Raw genomic sequence first — 23,164 nt, 5'->3', positions numbered from 1 at the left:
GGAGAATTAAATGAGTTACGGTTTAGGTGCTTACAAACAAACATCTGTAAAAACAGCAAGTAAGGAACAAATCCTACTAATGCTTTATCAAGCTGCAATTAAGAATTGTAAGAAGGCCATTGAAGCAATTGAAAAAAAGGATATTGCAGAAAAGGGCCAATACATTGGAAAGCTGCAGGACATTATTATTGAACTCAACAGTAGTCTAGACTTTGAAGTTGGTGGAGATGTTGCCAATGAATTGTCGTCACTTTATGACTATATGCTACATTCAAGTACACAAGCTAATATCAAGATCGATAAAGAACCATTAAAAGGTGTACTCGATGTATTAACGACTCTATATGAAGGTTGGCAACAGGCCATCAAGCAATTAAGAGCAGAACAAAAGGCAAAATAATGGCCAATTTTGATAGCCTCGCTGGTAAAATCATGCGTCATCTTGACCTGATGAATGTACTCGTGGATGCAACACAATCCATGCTAAAGAATAGTCAATCAGGCAATTTTGAAAGCGTAGAGCAGATCGCTGATAACCGAGAGCGTTTAATCAATATCGTTAGGCTACTTCAAGATGAAATCGAAAGTAAATTACAGAGCGCTTCGACTCATTATACTAGTTCTGAAATCGATGTATTCAAGTCCTGGATTAATGATGTAACAGAAATAGTTAAAAAAAATGATGAGCTTGATCGTCAATGTCTCGAAGAACTATCCCAAGCAAAAGAGTCAACTACAAGAGAAATCTCTAACGTCTACAAAACACGTAAACAGTTTCAGGGTTATAACCTAAATAATACAAAGACTAGGTAATACTCGACCTGTTTGCCCGCTTAATCAAAAGTATAGTATAATCTGGTGGAGCTCTAGGAAAGAGCTTCACCTATATTTACCCATTATCCCTTAGGAAGAGGAAATTATGGAATTGGCAAAAAATTCAAGTCAGGAAATTAATCCAAAGTCTTTATCATTTTTAAATATTGAAAGTTACGAGATAAAACAATCTCGAAGTAATTTAAAGGTTCCAGTAATTAATGGTGTTCACCTACACTCTAATTATCACCCAGCTAAAGAAGCTAAAAAGATAATCGCCAACATCGAACATCAACTTAAAGAAAATAATCATCTTCTAATATTAGGGCTAGGTTTTGCCTATCATGTGTATGAAGCGTGTAAGCTACTTGAGAGCTACCATGGTCAAAACTATAAGGTCATCGTAATTGAACCTAATGAGCAAACATATTCTGAATGCATTAAAAATAATCTATTTCCAAATAAGAATATCGAAGTTTATGCAACTGATTCAGTTGCAAATATTTACAAAGAAAAAAGCGTCGTTACATTCCTTTCGTCAAAACCAACGATTCTTACACATGCTCCTTCATTTTCTTTATACACAGATTTCTACAAGGCATTTCTAGACTTTGAAGCAGATAAGAGAATCTCTGAATGTGTTGAACATATAAAGTCAGCAGAGCTTAAGACCCTACTTTATAATGGCAATCAAAGCTTGAGTGTCGACGAATACATTGAAGAAAATATTTATCAAACAAGTGAATTTAAAAATAAGAACGACTTTTTGCTACTTGCTTTTGATGCAATCATTAAGCAAGGATAAGGCACGAGGATAAGATGAAAGATATACTAATAATAAATTTCAAGCGACATGGTGACATTTTTCAGATGGGAAGACTCATCTCTTCTTTAAAATACAAACACCCAGATTCAAATATTTCAATTCTAATAAATAAAGAATTTGAAACTTCTGCTCAAACACTAGGTGGCATAAAGCAAATCTTCACTCTCGATCGTAAAAGAATTGTTAGTTATAAAAAGAATAAAATATATTCTGATGGCTTTGCTCTTGATGAATTTGGTAAAACGATTAAGGAAATTAACAAGGGTTGGAATTTAGTTATCAATTATTCTAATGATCGAATTTCAACAAGCCTTACATCTTACCTAGCAAAGGAATACAAAGGCATAAAATTTGATACACATTGTAATGTAAATTATTCAAATGAATGGTCTATTGTTTTTAATGATATTTTAACTCAACAAAAATATACACCTATAAACTTTAACGATACTTACCACAAGATGTGCTGCTTAAAAGAAAACAACTCATTTAACTCGTTAAATGTTTCAAATGAATACAACAAGGTATGCCATCAAAACTTCCTAAAGATGCGCAAATCAGAGAGTAAAAATAATCCTAAAATAATTGGTTTACAGCTTACGGCATCTAACCTTAGCAAGATGATCGAAAGAAGTGAGCTTATCAAACTTATTAATGAATTAAATAATCGAGTTGATACTATTCCTCTTCTATTAATTGCTCCAACGTCGGAAGAAAGAAATTTTGCAAACAAAATTAATTCAGAACTTGATAAGAAAGCAGTAACGATAGAGGCTCCTTTCACGGCGCTTCCTTCTGTATTAATAAATTGCGATATTTTAGTAACTCCAGATACAGCTATTAAGCATGTCGCTGATATACTCGATGTTCCTTTAATAGAATTATCAATGGGTCCTTCACCATTTTTAAAACAAGGAACAGTAAACCCAGAGAGTATTATTATGACTCCAAGGTTAAAAGATCGTGATTTTACATATACAGCAAGTGTTCACACTGAAAAACAAGTAAGAAGTAACGAAGTTATAAAAGCTAATGATATCATTTATGGCCTTGAAAAATATTATCTAGGTTTCACAGATGCAAAGTTAGAAAACAAAGAAATCTCAGTCTATCGACCTGAAAATGACGAGGTTGGTACTTTCTATAAAAATATTGAAGGACGCTTTGATGCAGAGATTGAAATCTCTCGTTATCTTTCAAGAGACTTTATTTTAAGAAAAGTTGAAAGAAAAAGCCTTTCTAGCCATGGGATAATCGAATCTAACTTGAACTTCACTTCAAGCTGGCTAGAGCAAACACAAGGTGAATTAATCAAATCATCTCGTCATGTATTAGCAGCAATAAAAACGGCCCTAGCTAAAGACAGTCAAAAGCTAAATGAGAAATTGTTAGAAATGAGTCGTTATATAGCTAGTGCGTCTGACTACTGTTCACTACCTTTCTTATTTTATAAAGCAAAAATAAGTAATATAGACAATCCGACTATAGAAGAAATTGAAAATACACTAATTGGACTTAAAAACGACTTACAAATTCAATTTGAACAAGTCAAAGAAGTTTCAAATCTCATAAGAGAAAATCGCAGCAAGATTCGTACAGAATCGGCAAAGGACTTTATACATGAATCAAGATCAGAATAACTTTAAAAAAGACTTCTTTTCTGAATTAGAAAGAATAAAAGAGCTGCAAATAAAGCGTGAGACGCTAAAAGAGGACGACATGGCCTTTTTATACCTATGTTCAATCCTAGAAGAAGAGCAATAGAGGTATTTATGAACGCAATCAAAACACAAAATGATCATTCTGATGAAGTAAAAAAGACAATTGCGATTATCCAAACGACAAGAATTGGAGATCTTCTACAAACAACACATGCAATAAGACTCATGAAAGAAAATCATCCTGAATTTCGAGTCATCTTAATTGCAAGAAAGAAGTTTAGTGAACCAATTAAATTCATCCTTAATAAGTATTTTGATAAGATCATTCAAATTGATCACAAATCTGCCATGGTTGGAGCTGATAGTACGAAAGATGCTCTATCTAATCTTAAAAAACAAATGGCCGAAATAAACGATGAAAGAATTGATGTATCTATCAATCTTGCTTTTTCTAAATCATCAACATATCTTCACACTCTTATTAAATCTGAAAACAAAGTTGGACCATACTTTAACCTAATGCATGAAAGAGTACTTCAGGATAAGTGGTCACAATACCTATACTCAACAGTTATGAGAGGAGATCTCAACCCTTTTAACCTTGTTGACTTATTTGCAAATATCATTGGTGTTAATAAGAAAATGACTCACTTGAGCAATAAAGAATACTCAAATGAAGAAAAAAGTCATGTTCTTATTCACCCATTCACTTCACAAGAGTCTAAACAATGGACTTCGAATAGATGGGTGGAAGTAATCTATCAAACTTTAAAAAGAAACAAAGACACTAAAGTGATTATCTGTGGAAGTTCTCTAGATAAGACAAAAACAGAAGAGATCGTAAACTCAGAACTTCTATCCTCATTTAAAGATAGAATCGATCAATGGTTAGGTTTAGAGCTACAAGAGCTTTATGAAAAAGTTGATCAAAACTACCTATTCGTTGGACACGATTCAATGATTGGTAACTTATTAAGCTATAAGAATGTAAAGTCTCTTACAATCTCACTAGGACCTGTTAGACCTCATGAAACCACTCCATATGCACTTGATAACTACAACCTGGCACCAAGACAAAAAAGTGATGAATTACCATATAACGTAACTTATCAATGCATTAAGCAACTACTTAAAAAGAACTTAATTAATATAGAAGAGCTACACAATAGCTGCTCTACACTTTCTATAAACAAGTTAAATCTCTATAAAACAGATATGCTTGCAAATGGTGATGTAACAATTAACGAACTTTTACATAAGGAACAAAATGCAAAAGAGATTATGCGAAATTTCTATCACATTGCGTGGTCTAGCATTATTACTGAAGCTAACATTAGCATGGATATCCCTGTTATTAATAGTGAAGCTAAAGCACAGTTAATGTCTCATACGAAAGGTATTGAGGCACTATTTGAGCTTTCAGAGTTTGGTAAAAAGTATTCAAGATACATTATTGAAGAAATCAGTAAAAACACACCAAGCCTCGAAGAAATTAAGAAGTTTTCTGCAAAGCTTGATGAAGTCGACACTCTTAGTGATATGATACTAAGCTCATATCCTCTACTTGCACCAGTTGTCGATTACGCCAAAGTAGCGAAAAACAATCTACAAGGACATAATTTAGTAAAATTATCAGAGTCAGCATTCTTTACTTACAACGAAGTCTCACTACTTTGTAGTGTGCTCTATGAGTTTTTTGAAAAGTGCTCTCTTATTAAAAAGCAGCCGGAAGCTGCAAGGGATAACGTATGATTACTTTAGAACTAGGAAATGATAGCTTTTCTCTCGATGGGGATATTATCACGCTACGCCAAGCGATTAGCGCAGTTGAAAGTGACGGAGGACTGTCTAATAATGAATCAATTACAGCAGTTGTAATTGATGGAGAAACTTATGCGTTAAATCACGTTGAAGAGGTTCTCGATAATACTCTTGCAGAATTAAACTACCCAAGCCTTAGAATTCAAAACTCTTATGAGATTGCATTTGAAGCACTTGATGACTGTCTTGGATATATTGATCAATTATTAGATAAGATAATCATTACAACTGCAGAATTCAACAAGAGCAATATAGATGAAGCAAATTTATACTTTGCTGATCTAATTGAAGTTTTAGAGCTATATATCCATTTAATCACAAGAATTCATGCTACTGCCAGAAAAGGTAATCCAGAATTCTTCGCAGACAATGAAATGGTTAAAAACCTTGAAATACACCTGTTTTCAGTTATTAAGGCCCTAGTTCCAGCTAGAGAGAAGAACGATATCGTTATGCTTTCTGACTTGCTAGAGTACGAACTAATGGATAATCTAAAACAGTGGAAAGAAAAAGCAATACCTCTAATTCAACAATCGAAAATCAACATCTAAATATTTATTTAGAAAAGTCCATCTTGGAGTATTTAAATCAAGATGGACTTTCTAATTTACTTGCGAAAAAGAACTCTCAACTTCTCTTATCTGCTAAGAACAATAAAGTTGTAGCAAAGATAAATGATCAAAAATTCACCTTACAAAACGTATATGATTTATTCATAAAAATTATTAATACAAGCTCTATTCTTGAAAATGACTTCTCAAAAGAGTACGAATTTAAGAAGAAAGACAATCTTCGCACCCTAGTTAAATCATTTACAAATACACCAGAGCTTCCAGGCTTTTCTTCTTCACAGGTACTAATTCACGAAAAGGGAACTACAAATATCTACTCTCTTTCATATAAAAATAGCGAGTATTATGAAAGCTTTGAAGACCCAGCATTTTTCAACACTCTTTTTACCAAGGTTAGAAAAAGTAAAAATAAGTCTTTTGATCAAAAAGAGCTGCTTAATAAACATATAAAGCTTGATGGACACTTTCTTGCTAAAGAGCTCTCATTTAGAGACTTTAATACAATATTTTTACTCTCAAGAGATGACCTCTTTCCTTTATCAGACGATGACCGCCTTAAGTTTAACAATTACATAATTAAGCAAATACCAAAAATCTTTAAAATCATAACGAGTGTAAGCAAGAAGAAAGTAGAACTTGAAAAAGCAAATGTAATAAATAACTTCCCCATAAGAACAGTGATCTTTAACGATGAAGGTAATTCAATCACAGAAGAGGACTTGGAAGCTGCACAACACGATACGAGCTCTCTTCACCATGAAAGAATTCTTCTCATGGGTGAATTATTAAATACTCTCAGACACGAATTGAGTAATCCTCTGTTTGGAATTGATCTTTCACACACTCTCTTAATGGATCAAACTAATGACTTTGATGTTAAAGATACGCTGTCTCACATATCTAATAGTGTAAAAAGATCACAAGCAATTATACAAGAATTTTCAAATCTCTATAAAGACGATGAGAAACTAGCTCTGATTTCTTTAAAAAGTTTAATTAACGAAACTATAACATTAACTAAGTCTGAATCTAGAGCACATCGAGTTGTCTTTGAGATGGAAAATGACATTGAAATAAAAAGTAATGGTACTCTATTGAGTCAGGTTATATTTAATCTACTTATTAACAGTTCTCAAGCACTCACAAATGAAAATGTTGATAATGGTAAAATCGAAATTAAAGTCCTTGAAAATAGTAATGATATACATATCGACATTATGGATAATGGTAACGGAATTCCTGAGAATATAAAAAATAAGATTTTCACCCCTTTCTTTACAACTAAAGAAACAGGTACAGGCTTAGGACTTGCCATATGTAAAACTCTTTTAAAGAAGATTAATGGAGATATTAATCTAATGGATGTAGACTTTGGTGCGAAATTTAGATTAACACTTCCAAAGGTATCGTTTTGAAAATATTAGTCATTGAAGACGAACTACTAATACAAAAAACCATCTCAACTTTATTAAAGCGTAAAGGTGCAGAGGTTGAATCGACCGCTAGCGGCAAAGAAGCAATTGAATTAATTAAAAATAATTCATACGACAAAATCATTTGTGATTTAATGCTTCAAGATATCACTGGATTTGATATAATAGAAGAATCGAAAACAAAGTATAACGAAGATGAGATTGCCAATTTATTTTATATTATTACGGCATATAGTTCTGATCAGATTGTACAAAAAGCTTCATTATATGGTTGTAAGGTCATACAAAAACCTTTTAACGATATCAATCAATTTATAAATGAAGTTCTAAGCTGAGGTAAGCATGGCCACAATAAATAAAGTAGCTATCATTCTAAAACCAAAAGTAATTACTGAGTTTAATACAGTACTACCTAACCTTACCAATTGGCTTAAGAGAAGAAAGGTTGATATTTTCTTTGAAGACTCTCAAAAAAACAGGATAGAGAAGATATTCAAAGGCTCTACAACTAAGAATTTTAATTATATTCATCGAGATGAAATATCTAAAAAATGTAAACTAATTATAACAATGGGTGGCGATGGCACACTCATTGGAATAGCCAGAGGCAAAAACATTAAGAAAGTTAATATCTTTGGAATCAATATGGGCAACCTTGGTTTTATTGCAGAGTTTTCCAAACAAGACTTTTACGATGGACTAGAGCTTGCGCTAAAGGGCAAACTTAAGACAAGAAAAGTTCAAATGTATCAAGCTCAGATACAACGAAAGGGTAAGAAACCGTTTACGTTCAACTTTCTTAACGATGCTGTTATAACTAAATCGGGTATTTCTAGAATGTTTAATTTAGAACTAGAGTCCAATGGTCAAAGTATATACAATCTTGCAGGTGACGGACTAATCGTGAGCACACCAATTGGATCAACGGCCTATTCACTAGCGGCCAACGGGCCAATTCTTCACCCTAGTGTAAAAGGAGTTGTCCTTACCCCTATTTGTCCACACGCCTTAACACATCGGCCAATGGTCTTACCTGACAGTGAAGTAATCAGTATCATAATTCCAAGAGGACATGACGATATCTACTTAACAATTGATGGACAGGAAGAATTTCGCTTAGAAGCCAAAGATGAAGTTGTCATTAAAAAATCAAGAACACATTATGTAAACTTCTATGCTAATGAAGAAAGAAATTATTTTAGGACATTAAAAGAAAAGTTTAAGTATGGACATCGCTAGAAAGCTTAGAGCGGTAATAATTCATACCTTTCTGTAATTTTTAAGTATTTCATTGTAGCAGGTACAAAACCACAATTATAATATTCAAAACTATCACCTTGGTAACTATCCATATAATGACTATGGCCACATATTATAATGTCGACATTATAACTTTTACTGGCAATCAAAGCAGATTGACGAAACTTATCACGTATATGATCGTTTTTTTGAGTTTCTCCGTAGCGTTTCTCATTTCTATTTCTACTTTTTTGAGATAAATAATCCCCAATTTTTTTCACAATTTTATAATTGAAAATATATTTTGAAATTAAGGCCAATGGATAACTTCTAATAAATGCACGCCATATTTTGTAATTAAAATTTTCAATTTCAATTTCGTCACCATGACAAAAGAGAACCTTCTGGCCGTTGATAATTTCAACAAAAGGTTTAGATTTTACTATTATCCCACTCTTGGCCAATAGCTCTTCAATATGAAAGTCGTGATTACCTTGGATATAGAATATTTTAAGACCGGCCTTTGCTAATTCTTTTATACGAGTAAAGAACCAATCATAGTGTCCCTCATACTCATCATAGCTTCCCACCATTAAATCAAATATATCTCCTAGAAAATAAATACGATCTTCTGGTTTAAAGTCAATTTCTAAGAATTTTTTAAGTGGTTCAGAATTGGTCATATCCCATTTGACATGAATATCTGAAATTACATAATCGGCCATATTAATTAATCATAGAAGATTTCATCCAATAATCAAAGAAGATCTTTTAAAAGCTTATCACAGCCATCTTGAAGCTTTTTCACTTCCTTTTTGTATCCTGGATTATCCTCAACTTGAACAGCTAAACGATATGCACCATATGGAAATCTTGAAATTTGATAGGGCTTAATCTTCTTCGTATCAACAACCTTCCCTTTTACATGAACTGATTCTTTTGCGAATTCGATTGTAAAATTCAAAGTATCATTCTTTAATTGAAACAATTGTTCATATTGCGAAGAGCCTAATACAATAGAAAGTCCGCCTTTACTTATGTCGTATATTTCATATTTAAGGTTTTGAAATTTTGCATAATGTGGAGTTAAGGGCTCAAACCTCTTATGCTCCCTTCTTTCGAGTCGTTTTTCTTTTACTGGATATGAAACTTCTAAGGATGTCCCATGAACAGCATTTAATTCACTCACAAATGCTAACTGAAGCTCAGGTATGTAAAACTTAAGTAGTCCCGGACCTCTTAAAAAATGGGCCAAGCTATCTTTAAGTCCATCCTCTATTGTAAGAAATAATTTAGATGCAAAGGAGTTGAGACTCTTAAACTTAACGGGAAGTCTAAGAATATTATTTTCAATTACATCCCAGATAATAACTTCATTATCCTCGTTAATTGACTCAATAATATCTTGTTCAAACTTCTTTTTATCCATATCAAACCGTCTATTAAAATAGGCCCAAGAACTTTTCCTGAGCCTATTTAAGAAAGGAGGGGGGATCTTCCCCCACGCTACTCCAAAATTATTATTAACCTACTAATCTAAGCGCTTGCGAATTTAGGTTATTCGCTTGTACTAATGAAGAAACACCAGCTTGCTTAGAAATATTAGCCGACGCTAATTGTGATGACTCATATGCCACGTCAGCATCTTCAATAACAGACCTAGAAGCATCTAGATTCGTTGATTGAATCTCTAAATTATTAACTGACGACTGTAGTCTCGACTGAATCGCACCTAAATTTGCACGTTGCTCAGAAAGACTTGTAATCGCCTCATCGACATTTTCCATCGATGATCTAGCATCATCCTTAGATGAAACACTTAGCCCTGAGATATTAAGAGCTGAAGCTGTTGCATTTGTTTGAGAAGGGTCGTATTGAATCTGACCACTTTCTCCAGCAAATGTACCAACCTGAATGTCCATTTCTGAACCAGATCCATTTAAGAGGCTAATAGAACCAAACTTTGTTGACTCTGCAATACGATCAACCTCTTCTACCAATTGCTGATATTCTTTATCCAAGAAACCACGTTCAGTATCACCGATAGTATCCGATGCTGCCTGCACTGATAGCTCTCTTAGACGAACTAGAATATTACTTGTTTCGTTCATGGCACCCTCAGCAGTTTGCACCATTGAGATACCATCATTTGCGTTTCGAGAGGCCTGTCTTAAACCCTTTACCTGTGCTTCCATATTCTTAGCAATTGCTAAACCGGCAGCATCATCGGCGGACTTATTAATCCTCTTACCACTTGATAATTTTTCCAAGGCTTCTGTTGAGGCCTTACCTGTTTGTTTAATGTTTTTCTGCACCGTTTGAGCTGCAGTGTTAGTAGCAATACGTAAACCCATGTTATTCTCCTTTCCTACGTCCTACTGAAATACCATTCAGGGAAACTCGTGTTCACAGATACCTGTTCGGAACACTCGGGTAAATACTTTAGTAAATCCCTCGAATATTTGGAGAAAAGTATGGCCACTACTATAAATTCGGGTACTTAAAAACCACAACCTCAATAAATATAACTGCATATAATCGCGAAAAGTGACTCATAAATTTGTCATTATTCTATGACTTATCTCATATTTATGAACAGGTTTGTTAGTTATACTTTTTATGAGCTTAACCTCTCTCCTGAGATTCAGCTCTTTCAAGATTCTAGTGGGCCATGCGAAAGCATGGCTTTGCTGTTTTTAAGATAGATTTTTAGACTACATTGAGGTCGGCTCCGGCTCCTGCCTCCCGCCGACATACCGTTCATCCTGAACATAAAAGGGCCCTCGTTAGAGGGCCCTTGAAGTGTTGCATTCGATTTTGGTTTTTTTCTTAACCGATTAGTCTAAGTGCAGACTGGCTCGAAGTATTAGCTTGAGCTAGAACTGAAGTTGCAGAACTAGTAAGTACATTTGACTTCGCTAGGTTTGCTGATTCAGCTGCTACATCAGTATCTCTGATTCGTGAATTTGCGGCACTCATGTTCTCGTTAGAGATCTCTAGGTTATTAATTGTAGACTGTAGTCTATTTTGTAAAGCCCCTAGCTCCGCTCGTCCACCTGATACAGATGTCATGGCCTTATCGATAGCCTCAAGGTTAGATTGAGCATCACCTTTAGTAGCAACAGAAAGTCCTCCAATTCCAAGGTCTTCTGTTTTTACTGATACTGCTGATGGATCATACTTAATTCTGTCATTCGTCTCATCATTATTAAGACCAATTTGGAATTCTTTTTCTGAACCTTCACCATTGATTAGTGATGTACCGTTAAATTGTACTGACTCTGCAATTCTATCAACTTCTTTAGTTAGTTGTTGGAATTCTTTATCAGTAAATTCACGTTCAGTATCACCAATTGTATCCGATGCAGATTGTACTGAAAGCTCTCTTAGACGAACTAAAATATTAGATACTTCGTTCATCCCACCTTCAGCGATCTGAATCATTGAGATACCATCACCAGCATTTCGAGCTGCTTGTTGAGTACCTCTGATGTTTGCTCTTAACTTTTCAGATATCGCAAGTCCTGCAGCATCGTCTGAGGCTTTATTAATTCTAGAACCAGATGCTAACTTATTTAAAGATTCACCTTGTGCTCTCTTAACTTGACCTAAACTTCTTTGTGCTGCAATTGACTGTGTGTTCGTGTTAATTCTTAATCCCATTACTATTCTCCTCGAATAAGCAACCTCCTTGTGTAATTTGCGTTGAAACTCCTTGTCTCAACAATTAAATCCCAAACAACCAGTCCCAACTGGTTGTAATACCCATAACGGTTACTCGGAAATATTCTTGAGATAAAAGTGGAAAAAAAGTTAAGTTTTTTTAAGATAGCCGAGTGTTCAACTCAAGCATATACTGGAGCATTTCACTAAGGTTACTGATTTTACAATGTGTCTCAAATCGATTTTTTAGAGAAGTATTAATAAATGAAAGTTTATCATTGTGAATAAAATGTTTACTCTTAAGTTTTGCTAAATCATATTCATGATCATGATAAAGGATAATTACAGGTAAGCCTGTTTTTAACGAAGCTTTTATTGAGACTAATAAATGTTCAAAGGGAATCAATATTTGTGAAACTTCGTTTGATATCAGATAGTGGTCTGTAAACTTGTGTAGATACACCTATGAGCGGCCTTGAATTCTTGAAATTAGATTAGTCGTTGAGTAACCATCTTCAAAGTTTAAGCTTAGAACCTTACCACCATTGCCAGTCACAATATCGTGTCCAACAATTTGATCAACGGCCCAATCGCCACCTTTAACTAAAATATTTGGTTCTACTGCTTTTATGAGATCATAAGGAGTATCTTCTTCAAAAATAAAAACCTTACTTACGGACTTTAGATTTTCAAGCATATAAAGACGGTCATCTTCATTATTAACAGGACGATCATCACCTTTAAGACGTTTTACACTAGCATCTGAATTTAACCCTATAATAAGCTCATCGCCTAGCGCTCGAGCTTCATTTAAATACATTAAATGACCTCGATGAAGAATATCAAAACATCCATTAGTGAAAACAACCTTCTTGTCTTTGAAATGTTTATTTACATAATCTTTAGCGTCTTCGTAACTCATCTTACTTATTCTTCTTTAGGTTGTTACCAAAGAACTTCTTATCCAGTCCAAAGATATATGGAATCCCAAGAAGAGGTATTGATAAAAACTCAAATAGCGTTCTTTCAATTATTGTATTAAAAGCTGCTTCATTTGATTGCTTTGGCTTAACACCACAAATATATTGACCAAGAGTCGGTCGATAAACAGAAGTGATTCTATAAATTAAGTGAATTAAAACAAATAGAGCGATCAAATAACGGTAGCTAGAGTTTTTAAGTGTTAATGAAACAAAAGATTCTAATGGAATTGATGTCATGAAGAACATTGCAGAAATAATAACAGCAAAGATCACTGTCGATACACTCATGTCAATTACATAAGAGAAGAACCTTCTAACGATAGAAACTTCTTTCGATTTACTTTTAATTTCAATTTCACGATTAACTTGAGGGATATCAGACTCTTGTCCTTTACGGTAAAAAGCTTCCAATTCAGATGGAACACTCATTTCCTTTTCTCGACCTAAGACCTTATTAAAATTGTTTACATGAGCTTGCGTAGGTGTAACTTCAACACGCGTTTGCTTAAGAGTTCTCTTCTCTTTTTGACCATGATGAAAACCGAGGCCTTCATTTATTGGTTTAAATGGAATGTCTTCTATATCGAAGTTATCGATATCATCTAAATTATTTATATTCATTGAGTTGTACTTATTTTTATTTAGTTGTTCAGTATCAATATTCATCCCAAATCCCTCTTATAATAGGATGACACATTTTTTATTTAACATCAAATTTTCCGAGTATGTATCCAACGATTGTTGGTACCGCAGTCTCTGTTTTTAAAATTGGTGTCGACAACTTTAAACCAAAAACATTACTTTGTTTTAATACAAGTTCTTCTTCTTTGGGTGAAAGTCCACCTTCTGGACCAATAATAATTAATATTTTTTTATTCCTTAAATTAGTTGCTTCTTTAGTTGTACTTGCAGCATCAGAAAGTGTGGTCAGAAAGATATAGTCATAACTGCTAAAAATCTCAAATAGCGCATCTAAACTATTAACTTCTTCATTTATCTTTGGAAAGTAACAGTTATTTGATTGTATAAGAGCACTTTCTATGACTGTTTCAACTCTAGAAAAGTTTTTAATTGACCACTGAGAATACTCTGCACGAAATGGGTAGATTGCACTAATACCAACTTGTGTAGCATTCTTGATTGCACTTTCAAAAGCTTCTCTTTTGGGTAGGCCAAGGGCCAAATCAATATTTGAATATCTCTCTTCCTTATCAAAAGACTTCACCTTAAGTGAAACCTCTCTCTTAGTACAATTAATAACTTCACTAAGATAACGGCCACCTTGACCATCAAGGATTAGTACTTCATCCCCATTTTTTACACGCGCAACTTTAATTAAATGATGGCTTCGATCATCATTTATTCTCAATATTCCATCAATAGATGGTGATAAATCGTCTCTTGTGTAAATCGCACGCATAAGGACTCCTTTATATTTGAGATTAATCTTTTTTCATTAAGATGGCAGACCAATCCCCTTTAGAAAGTACATCAATTTTTTTCAAGCTCTTGTACTCTTCAAGAATATCATCAACTTGTTCGTTTAAAATTCCAGATAAGATTAGATAAGCTCCATCATCAAGAGACTCCAGAAGGAGATCTTTCTCAGACAACAAGACATGTTTTAAAATATTAGCAAAAACTAACTTATATTTATCATCTACACTAAAACGTTTTCTTGCAATAAGGCGATGTCCATTTAACCGATCTTCTACGAGATTTAATTTTAAATTTTCATGACAATTATCGAGGGCCGCTGGATCAATATCGACAAAGTCCACCAACATATTATTCTTTTTAACTGCACCTATACCCAAGATCCCTGAACCACAACCAAAATCAAGGCAAAGATCCTTATCTTTAAAATCATCTTTCACGGCCATATAGTGCTTTAAGCATAAATATGTTGTCTCATGCTCACCAGTACCAAATCCCATCCCAGGGATTATATAAATATTGTTATCATTTGTTTTATAATCATCTTCCTTAAACCACTCTGGAATGACACTCAACTCATCTGTAACTTCAATCGGTGCATAGTGCTTTTTCCAAACTTCATTCCAATCTGAATATTCTTCTTCTTTTATTTCATAAGAAAGGTCCATTTGATCTAGAGCTTTTGCAAATTCCTCTGCTCTAGAGATGTCACCTTGGAAAAAGAAGTAATTAAACTTTTTCACATCTTCATTTGCAGAAATATCTACGACTTCATCAATTACTGATTCAGGTACATCACCACCAGAGTATGCTCTTTCCCCTAGAATCTCATCTACTCTCTCTTCTTCCATTGAGAATTCTTCAATCCCATCAACTTCGAAATCATTTAGAGCGATTTTGTTGACTTCCTCACATTGAGAACTTGTTTTAAACTCAATTGTCACAATTTTAAAAACTTCAGTTTTTACAGACATTTTTAATTTCCTTTAGAACTAGAAAGTTTCCGTTTGGATATACCTGATCGAGATGAATACACTTATTCATGACCCAAATAACGTCTGGATGCCATAAACTTATATAAGGGTATTCTCTATTAACGACAGAATTTGCTTTCTTATAAATTTCAATTTCTTTGCTTTTATTAATAGTATCTTCCGCTTGAGCAATTAAACTATCGAACTCTTTATTATCAAAGAAAACACGATTTGCCCCTTTCGGTGCCATATTTTCAGAGTGAAAAGCAAATTTAAGCATATCTTGACCAGTAAATCCGACCCAACGTCCAAGGTAGAGATCGTATTCACCACGTTTTATTCCTCTAAGGAATGTCCCCCATTCTTGAGGAACAATTTGGATATCAATTCCAAAGTCGACGAATTCATTTCTAATAATTGTAACTAACTCTTGTTGAAACTTATTACTACTCGTTTTAAAAGTAATCTTAAACTTCTTACCATCACCATTATACCAGAAACCATTTTTATGCTTATAACCTGCTTCAATAAACAAAGACTTAGCTTTGGCCGGGTCATAATTATCAACAGGAGAATCTAAATAGAACTTCTCAAAAGACTTAGCAAATAAACCATTTGAAGCGACTGCGTAGTTTTTAAACTTATACTTAATAATCTTTTCACGAGGTATTAAATGGCTTAATGCCTTTCTAACCTTAAGATTTTGTAATTGTTCTTTGCGCTGATTTAGACCAATATAATTATAATCTGTACCTAGAACCTTTTTAACCTTCACACTACCTTTATTGATTAAATAATTAACCTTACGTGGTGAAATATTTGATACAGATAAGTCAATTTCACCCTTTACTAATTTAAGAGCAAGTGTTGTTTCGTCTTTAACAACCACAAAGCTTAAGTCTTGGCGTCCTTCTATATTCGACTTTAAGTCTATTTGAAGTGGTTTAATATCGGTAATTCGATAATCACCTGCACCTACGATATCGTTTATTTCAACCTGGTCTAAGGTTTTATAATTAGGTATCTGTATTATCTTAAAAAGCACAAGATTTGGTAAATGATCAAGGCCATATGATTTGTATATTAATTCAAATGTATATTTATCTAAAATCTTAACTTCTGTAATATTTGAAAAAGCAAATCGAAATATCGATTTAATTTTTTCAGTCTCAGTGAAGTAGTAATGAGATTGCTTAACACTTCTTGCCGTTATTTTCTCACCATTTGAGAAATAAATATTTTCCTTGAGCTTAAAACGGATCTTATAACTATCGATTGTTCTAAATTCTTCGTAACTTTCACAAAGCTGGCAAATTGGCTTCATATTAATATCAAAATCTATCAATGAACCATTAACCAGGCGATTAATGTTTTGCGAATTTGCATCAGTAGAAAAAAATGGGCTTAAACTATTTGGAGAAGAGGAAATAGCGATCTTCAATGGGTCTGCGTAAACTATTGAAGTTACGATAAAAAATAGGGATATTAGCAGATATCTTGGCATTAATTATTCCTCAAACTAGCATGAAATGTAATTATTATAAGATTATCACCTCTTTTATTTGATGTGAAATAAATCCGTGTTAAGTTACTGAAAACATTATTCAAAAGGTAATCTATGAAGCTAATTGGGATCACAGGCGGATCAGGCTCGGGTAAAACAACGTTTGCCTCTAAAGTTATTTCAAAACTTCCTCAAGAAAAAGTGTCCATGTTATCTATGGACTCATATTACTTACCAGAACAACCAAAAGAGTATTATACAAAATCAGGGCGTCCAAATTACGACCATCCCAAAGCTTTTGATTGGGATCTTTTACAAGAACACATTGTCCAACTAAAAGAAGGACAATCAATTGAAGTTCCAAACTATGATTTTAAAACAAGTCGAAGACTTGATAAAACAACTACATTAACACCTACTCCCGTTATTTTATTTGAGGGTATCTTCACACTTTTCAATCAAATCATTCGCGATCAATTAGATATAAAGTGCTTTCTACATGTTGAAGCAGATATAAGATTCACACGTCGTCTTAACCGAGATGTAGCGGAACGTGGCCGAAGCCTTGAAAGTGTTATTAATCAATACTACGATAGTGTTAGGCCAATGTATGAAAAGTTTCTCGCACCTCAACGACAACATGCTGACTTTATAGTCGGTGAAGAAACTGATGTTGCATCAGAGATCTTATCTGCACGCCTCTTACAATTTATTGATCAAAATAAAGAGTTTGAACTTTTACTAAATTCGACAAAAGGCAATTAATGTCAAAATTAACAATCTCTCCACTTGGTGGTGTTGGACAAATTGGATCAAATGCAACTCTGATATCTTATGAAGAAACAAATATCATCATTGATGCAGGAATCCTCTTTCCTTCAGAAGATTGCTTTGACATTAATTATTTAATCCCTGATCTCTCTGACGTAAAATTAAAAATTTCAAATATTATTATTTCACATGGACACGAGGATCACATTGGTGCGATTTCTCACTATATAGAAAAATTTCCTGAGGCCCAAATACACGCACCAAAATTTGCCAAAGAATTGATTGAAGATAAGTTAAATTATCTCGATCTCTCAAAAAAAATCCATCGTTTAGATGACACATTAATTATTGATAAAATAGAAATAAATGCAGTCCACGTAAATCACTCTATTCCAAATACAAAAGGACTACATCTGGGAATAAAAGAGATCGATACTGGCATTCTTTTTATTTCTGATTTTAAAAGTGACTTCAACTGCCCATACGAAGGTCCTATTGATCTCGAGCAAATGAAATCACTAGCAAGAAAGTATACCAATAGAATTTCAATGCTTGATTCTACAAATATAACGAGCTCAACCTTAAGAACGACTTCAGAATCTGAGTTAAAAAGCGATCTTTCTAAGTTTATAAAAGATGCGCCAGGAAGAGTCTTTATCACCTGCTTTGCTTCAAACATTCATCGTATTCAAACAATATTTGATATCGCCAAAGAACAGAATCTTAAAGTTATCACTTATGGCCGATCATTATTAAAATACACTCGAATTGCTAGTGAATGTGAGATATTTGATGATCATGGACTTATTAGAGAAGTAGAAAGCGTACAAGACCTCTCAAAGAAACAGATTATAATCTGCTCAGGTAGCCAAGGTGAGTTTAGAGGTACTGTTAAACGAATCTCAAGTGGTAACGATAAGTTTTTTAAAGTGAATGAAAAAGATACATTCATTTTCAGTTCAAAAGCAATTCCTGGAAATGAAAAGAAACTTGCATTTCTTTATAACGAACTAACAAGTTCTGGTGCAGAAGTTATCACTAATGCCAATGGTTTAATTCACGCCTCTGGTCACCCTGGAAAAGAAGACTTAAAAGACGTTTACGAAGCATATCTGCCAACGATCGCAATCCCCATTCACGGTGAAACTTATTTTATAAGAAAGCATATTGAATTTTTAAATACGATTCTTCCAAAATCTAAAGCTCTTGAGATTGCTAATCGTGATGTTGTAACGATATTTGCAAATGGAGAAGTTAAACTTAATAAAACTGAAGAAGTACCACCAATATTAATTCATGGTAATCGAATTGAAATCGAGCGCGAAAAAATCTCAGAAAGAAGAAAGATGGCAACCCTAGGCTCTGTCTTTATTTCAATTGCTAATAACAGTATAAAGAAAGCAAGCGGAAGAGTTCATATCACGGCACTTGGAATACCATACGAAGAAGATCAACTTAACCAACTTAAAGAATTATGCTTTAACATCTATCAAGAAAAAGGCACTCTCGATCAACGATCAGAGAAAATCAGGATTGCGACACGTCGGTATTTTCAAAATATTCTAGGATATAGGCCTCTGGCCATTGTTCATATTTGTTAAGTCATCTAGAATATTATTATGGATAATTCAATCATCATTATAGCGTTGTTAACAATCATCGTATTGGCCTTACTTGCCTTTATTGGCTTCTTTGCATATTTAGTATTTAAAAGAGACTTTCAGAATGAAGAAGAAAAAGATGGTGATATTACAAATAAGATAAGTCAGATGCTTGAAAAAAACAAAACCAAAGAAAGAATCTTGGGACTATGTAGTATTTGTGAAAAAGAACTTGTTGAAAACGATTATTTTAATGTTGAGTCTCTACACCTTTGCCGTGAGCACTTCGACACATATTCTGCAAGCGACTGGATCCCCATAACAAATGAAAGAACGACAAGCGAGACCCCGGAAAAAGGTGTCTACATTTATAACTTTAAGAAAAAAGTTTGGAAGGATGATAAAATTCCTACATTCATACTATGTGAATATAAGATTGATGTCACAAATGATCTTATTGAAACATACGTACAGTTATATGTTCAAAAAGAAAGAGAGCTGGATTTAAGAGAAAGGCTACAGCTCGAAAAGTAAGAGGTAATTATGACAGACATGGAGATTCTTAGAGGTCAAATTAATCAAATCATTGAAGAAAATAAACCTGAGGTTATTTTCGATGCCAAGTACGATAGAGTTATTCGTGAATGCGAGAAAGAACTCACAGCATCTGGACTTAAACAAAAAGTATCTTACACAATTGACTCTCTTGATCCTCAAAAGCGTGAGCAAAAGTTTGGTTCTGGACAATTTGCTCGTTGGCAATATGAACTTAGCTGGCAAGACTGGGAAGGAAGCTTTCGACTAGTCCTTAGAAATATTCCTCACGATAACTCAAAACTACTAATAAAACTTCCAGAAGACTTTAAAATAGATACGGCCGAGCTAATCGATGCCTTTAAATCAAATATCGCAAAACTAGTATCTTAAAGAAATATAATATATAGAAAAAAGAAAGGGCCCTTTTCAGGGCCCTTTTTTTGATGTTGCCATCAATATACTCGGGGGAATCCTATCGCTCTAATTGGCGAAAAGTTTCATTTGATGTATTTTGACCTTCATCTTTTCTTAAATAAGATGGAGTATCTAGTTCTTCTTCATCAAAGTTAATAAATCCCAATTTCTCAGCAATTGACTTAGGACGCTCTGATTTTTCAACATTTGAGTTATTACCAGTTAATGCTTTTTCATTTGCCCAAGGATCAACTTCTGATTTTGAAGCTTCATATTGAGAAGCTGCCTCACGAATTGAATCTGTTAAGCTTGGACGACTTGAAGTATCAGTTGTATCTCCATCAAACCCATTCGATCTCAATTGTTGTTTTTCTTCAACTTGTTGAGTTTCGTAGTTAACTGATTCACGTTGTGCTTCCATTTGAATCTCTCTCATTGCATCAAGATTTTCATCTTGTTGTGGAGTTGATTCATAGTAAGCTGGACGAGAAATTGTTTCAGTTCTGTGCTCAATAGGTTGCTCGACTTTCTGCTCTTGTTTTACTTCAACAGTTCTCTCTTCAACTATTGGCTTAGCAAATGCTTGTGGAGCTTCTGTTTGAACAGGTCTTCTCATTTCTTGTTGAGGAGCAACTCTAGTTGATGAGTCTTCACCACCAAGACCTGTAGCAATTACAGTAACCTTGATATCGTCTTCTAATTCTTCATCTACAACTGATCCAAAGATAACTTCAGCATCTTCATCAGCTGCTTCCATAATTAAAGTAGCTGCTTCATTTACTTCATGCATAGTCATTCCAGAACCACCAGTAATATTGATAATAATTCCAGTTGCACCATCGATTGAAATATCTTCTAGAAGTGGTGAAGAAATTGCTTCGTTAGCAGCTTTAATTGCTCTATCTGGTCCAGAACAAAGCCCTGTTCCCATTAGTGCTAAACCTTTATTAGACATAACAGTTGATACGTCTGCAAAGTCAGCATTAATATGTCCTGTTGTATTAATTAAGTCAGAGATACCTCTAACCGCATTAAGTAGTACTTCATCTGCTTTCATGAAAGTCTCAACAAGAGATAAACTCTCACCTGCTAATTGAAGAAGTCTTTGATTTGGAATTGTGATTAGAGAATCAACATTTTCCTCAAGAGTTTGAATACCAGTTTTGGCATGTCTCATTCTCTTTCTACCTTCAAAGATAAATGGCTTAGTTACAACACCAACAGTTAAAGCTCCAAGCTCTCTTGCTAGTTTTGCAATAACAGGTGCTGCACCAGTACCTGTTCCACCACCCATACCAGCAGTAATGAAAACCATATCTGAACCTTCTAGTACTTGGCTTAACATTTCATACTCATCAAGAGCAGCTTTGCGACCAACTTCTGGATTTGCACCAGCACCTAGACCTTTTGTTAATTCAACTCCAAGTTGAACTTTTGTTGGTGCAAGGTTTACAGATAAAGCCTGCGAATCTGTGTTGGCAACAATATACTCAACACCAGTAAGTCCGGCCTTGATCATAGTGTTTACGGCATTACATCCACCGCCACCGACACCAACTACGCGAATCTTCGCGCCTTCAGTTAATTTTAATTCATTGTTATCAGAAATTTCGAACATAAGTTCCCCCTTATTTAAAAAATTTCTCTAAATACTGATTTAATCGATCCGGATAACTTTCCGACAATATCGATTTGATTAATATCTTCTTCAACTTCCGCATCCACTTCTTTACCTTTAGTAGCTTCAAGAAGAAGTCCAAGCACTGTTGAAAACTTTGGATTTTGCATTATGTTTGTCATCCCGCCAAATGCGATTGGATAACCAATTTTTAATGGACGATCAAGAAGGTACTCACCAATCTCTGGCATACCCTTAATCATTGCACCACCACCTGTAAGAACAACACCACCACTGATGTCTTCGCCCAGGTTCTTTTCTTTAATAATATTTTTAATTAGATCAAATAATTCTTCAGCTCTAGCACCAAGAACATTGGCCACAGTATTTAATTGAACTTCACGTGGTTTAGTTCCAGAGATACCTTGAACTGTAATATGCGCTGACTGATTTACTTGTTCTGGTAAAACAGATCCATGATTAATTTTAATTCTTTCTGCTTCTGCGTGAGGAACTTTCAAGGCTACCGCTAAGTCATTAGTAAAATGATTACCACCAACTGGAATAACCTGAGTGTGAACAAGAGCACCATCTTTCCAAAGTGCAAGATCTGTAGTCCCACCACCAATATCAACTAGAAGAGTTCCCATTTCTCTTTCTTCAGGAGAAAGAACTGATTCCGATGAAGCAATCGGTTGAAGTGTTACGTTTTCAACTTTAACACCTGTATGCTCAACACATTTAACAAGGTTTTGAATTAATGAAATTGATCCCGTAACAATATGTACATGTGCCTCTAAACGAGTACCACACATTCCAATAGGGTTTTTAATTCCTGTTGTATTATCTACTTTGTATTCTTGAGCGATAACGTGAATAATCTCACGATCACTTGGCATTACGACCGCCTTTGCAGCCTCTAATACTCTTTCAACATCATCTTCCGAGATTTCATTACCCTTAACAGCAACGACCCCTGAACTATTGAAACTATAAATATGGCTTCCAGCAATTCCAATAGTAGCACTATGGATATCAACTCCGGCCATAAGTCTCGCTTCTTCTAATGAGTTTTGAATTGAGCGAACTGTTTTATCGATATTAACAACACTACCTTTTTTAAGGCCATGGCTTGGATGTGTACCAATACCAATGATTTCTAATTCACAAGGATTAGAAATAGTTGTTTGTGTATTTGAGCTATTTTGAATTCCGACAATTGTACAAACTTTAGTTGTACCTACGTCTAGACCGACTACGATGTTTTTTTCTTTCATTGAGAATCCTTTCTCTAGTT

25 protein-coding genes are annotated in these 23,164 nt (G+C 34.2%); 14 read left to right on the top strand and 11 right to left on the bottom strand.

All coding sequences use genetic code 11. From position 1 onward, the window contains the following. The first annotated feature begins 10 nt into the window (after positions 1 to 10). The 10 genes from fliS (at position 11) to BALOs_RS00585 (ending at position 8,365) form a co-directional block, all read left to right on the top strand. Positions 11 to 400 carry a flagellar export chaperone FliS gene (fliS, locus tag BALOs_RS00625; protein ID WP_114706112.1) on the top strand — a complete coding sequence of 130 codons (390 nt, stop codon included), beginning with the start codon at positions 11 to 13 and terminating at the stop codon, positions 398 to 400. 32 nt (positions 401 to 432) lie between these two features. Further along, on the top strand, positions 433 to 813 hold the full coding sequence (locus tag BALOs_RS00620; RefSeq protein WP_162929475.1) for a hypothetical protein: 381 nt from the start codon (positions 433 to 435) through the stop codon (positions 811 to 813). Positions 814 to 919: 106 nt separating this feature from the next. Beyond that, on the top strand, positions 920 to 1,618 hold the full coding sequence (locus BALOs_RS00615) for a hypothetical protein (protein WP_120404019.1): 699 nt from the start codon (positions 920 to 922) through the stop codon (positions 1,616 to 1,618). Positions 1,619 to 1,632: 14 nt separating this feature from the next. Then, positions 1,633 to 3,279: a glycosyltransferase family 9 protein gene (locus tag BALOs_RS00610; protein ID WP_120404018.1), complete on the top strand. Its 1,647-nt coding sequence runs from the start codon at positions 1,633 to 1,635 to the stop codon at positions 3,277 to 3,279. Then, the gene (locus tag BALOs_RS15100) at positions 3,260 to 3,403 is read left to right on the top strand and encodes a hypothetical protein (protein ID WP_158536796.1); all 144 of its coding nucleotides are present in this window, start codon (positions 3,260 to 3,262) and stop codon (positions 3,401 to 3,403) included. Before BALOs_RS00610 ends, BALOs_RS15100 begins: the two co-directional genes overlap by 20 nt. Before the next feature lie 8 nt (positions 3,404 to 3,411). Continuing rightward, complete coding sequence (locus BALOs_RS00605) at positions 3,412 to 5,052, top strand: glycosyltransferase family 9 protein (protein WP_162929474.1); 1,641 nt, start codon at positions 3,412 to 3,414, stop codon at positions 5,050 to 5,052. Continuing rightward, a complete protein-coding gene (locus BALOs_RS00600; protein ID WP_120404016.1) occupies positions 5,049 to 5,672 on the top strand; it encodes a hypothetical protein in 624 nt (207 codons plus the stop codon). Before BALOs_RS00605 ends, BALOs_RS00600 begins: the two co-directional genes overlap by 4 nt. Next, on the top strand, positions 5,621 to 7,108 hold the full coding sequence (locus BALOs_RS00595; RefSeq protein WP_120404015.1) for a sensor histidine kinase: 1,488 nt from the start codon (positions 5,621 to 5,623) through the stop codon (positions 7,106 to 7,108). The genes BALOs_RS00600 and BALOs_RS00595 overlap by 52 nt, the downstream gene beginning before the upstream one ends. Continuing rightward, the gene (locus BALOs_RS00590; RefSeq protein ID WP_162929473.1) at positions 7,105 to 7,461 is read left to right on the top strand and encodes a response regulator; all 357 of its coding nucleotides are present in this window, start codon (positions 7,105 to 7,107) and stop codon (positions 7,459 to 7,461) included. Before BALOs_RS00595 ends, BALOs_RS00590 begins: the two co-directional genes overlap by 4 nt. Positions 7,462 to 7,468: 7 nt before the next feature. After that, positions 7,469 to 8,365, top strand: coding sequence for an NAD(+)/NADH kinase (locus tag BALOs_RS00585; RefSeq protein WP_120404013.1), 897 nt, complete (start codon positions 7,469 to 7,471; stop codon positions 8,363 to 8,365). Positions 8,366 to 8,370: 5 nt separating this feature from the next. Here the strand turns inward: BALOs_RS00585 and BALOs_RS00580 are convergent, their stop codons facing one another. The 9 genes from BALOs_RS00580 to BALOs_RS00535 all read right to left on the bottom strand — a co-directional run bounded on the left by BALOs_RS00580 (position 8,371) and on the right by BALOs_RS00535 (position 16,926). Beyond that, positions 8,371 to 9,090, bottom strand: a complete 720-nt coding sequence (locus BALOs_RS00580; RefSeq protein ID WP_120404012.1) for a UDP-2,3-diacylglucosamine diphosphatase — start codon at positions 9,088 to 9,090, stop codon at positions 8,371 to 8,373. 32 nt (positions 9,091 to 9,122) lie between these two features. Next, positions 9,123 to 9,794 carry a PilZ domain-containing protein gene (locus BALOs_RS00575; protein ID WP_120404011.1) on the bottom strand — a complete coding sequence of 224 codons (672 nt, stop codon included), beginning with the start codon at positions 9,792 to 9,794 and terminating at the stop codon, positions 9,123 to 9,125. Positions 9,795 to 9,888: 94 nt separating this feature from the next. Continuing rightward, on the bottom strand, positions 9,889 to 10,719 hold the full coding sequence (locus BALOs_RS00570) for a flagellin (RefSeq protein ID WP_114706101.1): 831 nt from the start codon (positions 10,717 to 10,719) through the stop codon (positions 9,889 to 9,891). A gap of 475 nt (positions 10,720 to 11,194) precedes the next feature. Then, entirely contained in the window at positions 11,195 to 12,028 is an 834-nt protein-coding gene (locus tag BALOs_RS00565; RefSeq protein ID WP_120404010.1) for a flagellin, read from the bottom strand. Positions 12,029 to 12,491: 463 nt separating this feature from the next. Then, positions 12,492 to 12,950 (bottom strand): D-glycero-beta-D-manno-heptose 1-phosphate adenylyltransferase, encoded by a 459-nt coding sequence (gene rfaE2 / locus BALOs_RS00555; protein ID WP_120404008.1) that lies wholly within the window; start codon positions 12,948 to 12,950, stop codon positions 12,492 to 12,494. Position 12,951: 1 nt separating this feature from the next. Continuing rightward, a complete protein-coding gene (locus tag BALOs_RS00550; protein WP_120404007.1) occupies positions 12,952 to 13,677 on the bottom strand; it encodes an RDD family protein in 726 nt (241 codons plus the stop codon). Between the two features lie 34 nt (positions 13,678 to 13,711). Further along, complete coding sequence (locus tag BALOs_RS00545) at positions 13,712 to 14,431, bottom strand: 16S rRNA (uracil(1498)-N(3))-methyltransferase (RefSeq protein ID WP_120404006.1); 720 nt, start codon at positions 14,429 to 14,431, stop codon at positions 13,712 to 13,714. A 22-nt stretch (positions 14,432 to 14,453) separates the two neighbouring features. Further along, positions 14,454 to 15,422 (bottom strand): 50S ribosomal protein L11 methyltransferase, encoded by a 969-nt coding sequence (locus BALOs_RS00540; protein ID WP_114706095.1) that lies wholly within the window; start codon positions 15,420 to 15,422, stop codon positions 14,454 to 14,456. Next, positions 15,406 to 16,926, bottom strand: coding sequence for an ABC transporter substrate-binding protein (locus tag BALOs_RS00535; protein WP_120404005.1), 1,521 nt, complete (start codon positions 16,924 to 16,926; stop codon positions 15,406 to 15,408). The genes BALOs_RS00540 and BALOs_RS00535 overlap by 17 nt, the downstream gene beginning before the upstream one ends. A gap of 114 nt (positions 16,927 to 17,040) precedes the next feature. Between BALOs_RS00535 and udk the strand changes: the two genes are divergently transcribed. Genes udk through BALOs_RS00515 form a run of 4 tightly spaced genes read left to right on the top strand, consistent with a single transcriptional unit; the run spans position 17,041 to position 20,225 of the window. Beyond that, positions 17,041 to 17,691 carry a uridine kinase gene (gene udk, locus BALOs_RS00530; RefSeq protein WP_114706093.1) on the top strand — a complete coding sequence of 217 codons (651 nt, stop codon included), beginning with the start codon at positions 17,041 to 17,043 and terminating at the stop codon, positions 17,689 to 17,691. Then, positions 17,691 to 19,298, top strand: a complete 1,608-nt coding sequence (locus BALOs_RS00525; protein WP_120404004.1) for a ribonuclease J — start codon at positions 17,691 to 17,693, stop codon at positions 19,296 to 19,298. The genes udk and BALOs_RS00525 overlap by 1 nt, the downstream gene beginning before the upstream one ends. Positions 19,299 to 19,316: 18 nt before the next feature. Next, positions 19,317 to 19,832 carry a hypothetical protein gene (locus BALOs_RS00520; protein ID WP_114706091.1) on the top strand — a complete coding sequence of 172 codons (516 nt, stop codon included), beginning with the start codon at positions 19,317 to 19,319 and terminating at the stop codon, positions 19,830 to 19,832. A 9-nt stretch (positions 19,833 to 19,841) separates the two neighbouring features. Then, the gene (locus BALOs_RS00515) at positions 19,842 to 20,225 is read left to right on the top strand and encodes a hypothetical protein (RefSeq protein ID WP_114706090.1); all 384 of its coding nucleotides are present in this window, start codon (positions 19,842 to 19,844) and stop codon (positions 20,223 to 20,225) included. An 82-nt stretch (positions 20,226 to 20,307) separates the two neighbouring features. Here BALOs_RS00515 and ftsZ read toward each other — a convergent pair whose 3' ends face one another. Beyond that, positions 20,308 to 21,867, bottom strand: a complete 1,560-nt coding sequence (gene ftsZ / locus BALOs_RS00510; RefSeq protein ID WP_120404002.1) for a cell division protein FtsZ — start codon at positions 21,865 to 21,867, stop codon at positions 20,308 to 20,310. Positions 21,868 to 21,881: 14 nt separating this feature from the next. Beyond that, positions 21,882 to 23,144, bottom strand: a complete 1,263-nt coding sequence (gene ftsA, locus BALOs_RS00505) for a cell division protein FtsA (protein WP_114706088.1) — start codon at positions 23,142 to 23,144, stop codon at positions 21,882 to 21,884. Between the last annotated feature and the right edge of the window lie 20 nt (positions 23,145 to 23,164).

The organism is Halobacteriovorax sp. BALOs_7 (genome assembly GCF_003612895.1).
GTDB classification, from domain to species: Bacteria; Bdellovibrionota; Bacteriovoracia; order Bacteriovoracales; family Bacteriovoracaceae; genus Halobacteriovorax_A; species Halobacteriovorax_A vibrionivorans.
This window is presented reverse-complemented; position numbering and strand designations above follow the sequence as displayed.

What these genes read in the sequence shown, in the direction of transcription:
- BALOs_RS00540 (WP_114706095.1), bottom strand. Translation starts at nt 15,422, where the DNA reads ATGTCTGTAAAAACTGAAGTTTTTAAAATTGTGACAATTGAGTTTAAA.
- udk (WP_114706093.1), top strand. Translation starts at nt 17,041, where the DNA reads ATGAAGCTAATTGGGATCACAGGCGGATCAGGCTCGGGTAAAACAACG.
- BALOs_RS00535 (WP_120404005.1), bottom strand. Translation starts at nt 16,926, where the DNA reads ATGCCAAGATATCTGCTAATATCCCTATTTTTTATCGTAACTTCAATA.
- BALOs_RS00565 (WP_120404010.1), bottom strand. Translation starts at nt 12,028, where the DNA reads ATGGGATTAAGAATTAACACGAACACACAGTCAATTGCAGCACAAAGA.
- BALOs_RS00615 (WP_120404019.1), top strand. Translation starts at nt 920, where the DNA reads ATGGAATTGGCAAAAAATTCAAGTCAGGAAATTAATCCAAAGTCTTTA.
- BALOs_RS00605 (WP_162929474.1), top strand. Translation starts at nt 3,412, where the DNA reads ATGAACGCAATCAAAACACAAAATGATCATTCTGATGAAGTAAAAAAG.
- rfaE2 (WP_120404008.1), bottom strand. Translation starts at nt 12,950, where the DNA reads ATGAGTTACGAAGACGCTAAAGATTATGTAAATAAACATTTCAAAGAC.
- BALOs_RS00525 (WP_120404004.1), top strand. Translation starts at nt 17,691, where the DNA reads ATGTCAAAATTAACAATCTCTCCACTTGGTGGTGTTGGACAAATTGGA.
- BALOs_RS00585 (WP_120404013.1), top strand. Translation starts at nt 7,469, where the DNA reads ATGGCCACAATAAATAAAGTAGCTATCATTCTAAAACCAAAAGTAATT.
- BALOs_RS00520 (WP_114706091.1), top strand. Translation starts at nt 19,317, where the DNA reads ATGGATAATTCAATCATCATTATAGCGTTGTTAACAATCATCGTATTG.
- BALOs_RS00570 (WP_114706101.1), bottom strand. Translation starts at nt 10,719, where the DNA reads ATGGGTTTACGTATTGCTACTAACACTGCAGCTCAAACGGTGCAGAAA.
- BALOs_RS00575 (WP_120404011.1), bottom strand. Translation starts at nt 9,794, where the DNA reads ATGGATAAAAAGAAGTTTGAACAAGATATTATTGAGTCAATTAACGAG.
- BALOs_RS00545 (WP_120404006.1), bottom strand. Translation starts at nt 14,431, where the DNA reads ATGCGTGCGATTTACACAAGAGACGATTTATCACCATCTATTGATGGA.
- BALOs_RS00550 (WP_120404007.1), bottom strand. Translation starts at nt 13,677, where the DNA reads ATGAATATTGATACTGAACAACTAAATAAAAATAAGTACAACTCAATG.
- BALOs_RS00580 (WP_120404012.1), bottom strand. Translation starts at nt 9,090, where the DNA reads ATGGCCGATTATGTAATTTCAGATATTCATGTCAAATGGGATATGACC.
- BALOs_RS00600 (WP_120404016.1), top strand. Translation starts at nt 5,049, where the DNA reads ATGATTACTTTAGAACTAGGAAATGATAGCTTTTCTCTCGATGGGGAT.
- BALOs_RS00515 (WP_114706090.1), top strand. Translation starts at nt 19,842, where the DNA reads ATGACAGACATGGAGATTCTTAGAGGTCAAATTAATCAAATCATTGAA.
- ftsZ (WP_120404002.1), bottom strand. Translation starts at nt 21,867, where the DNA reads ATGTTCGAAATTTCTGATAACAATGAATTAAAATTAACTGAAGGCGCG.
- BALOs_RS00610 (WP_120404018.1), top strand. Translation starts at nt 1,633, where the DNA reads ATGAAAGATATACTAATAATAAATTTCAAGCGACATGGTGACATTTTT.
- BALOs_RS00620 (WP_162929475.1), top strand. Translation starts at nt 433, where the DNA reads ATGCGTCATCTTGACCTGATGAATGTACTCGTGGATGCAACACAATCC.
- BALOs_RS15100 (WP_158536796.1), top strand. Translation starts at nt 3,260, where the DNA reads ATGAATCAAGATCAGAATAACTTTAAAAAAGACTTCTTTTCTGAATTA.
- ftsA (WP_114706088.1), bottom strand. Translation starts at nt 23,144, where the DNA reads ATGAAAGAAAAAAACATCGTAGTCGGTCTAGACGTAGGTACAACTAAA.
- fliS (WP_114706112.1), top strand. Translation starts at nt 11, where the DNA reads ATGAGTTACGGTTTAGGTGCTTACAAACAAACATCTGTAAAAACAGCA.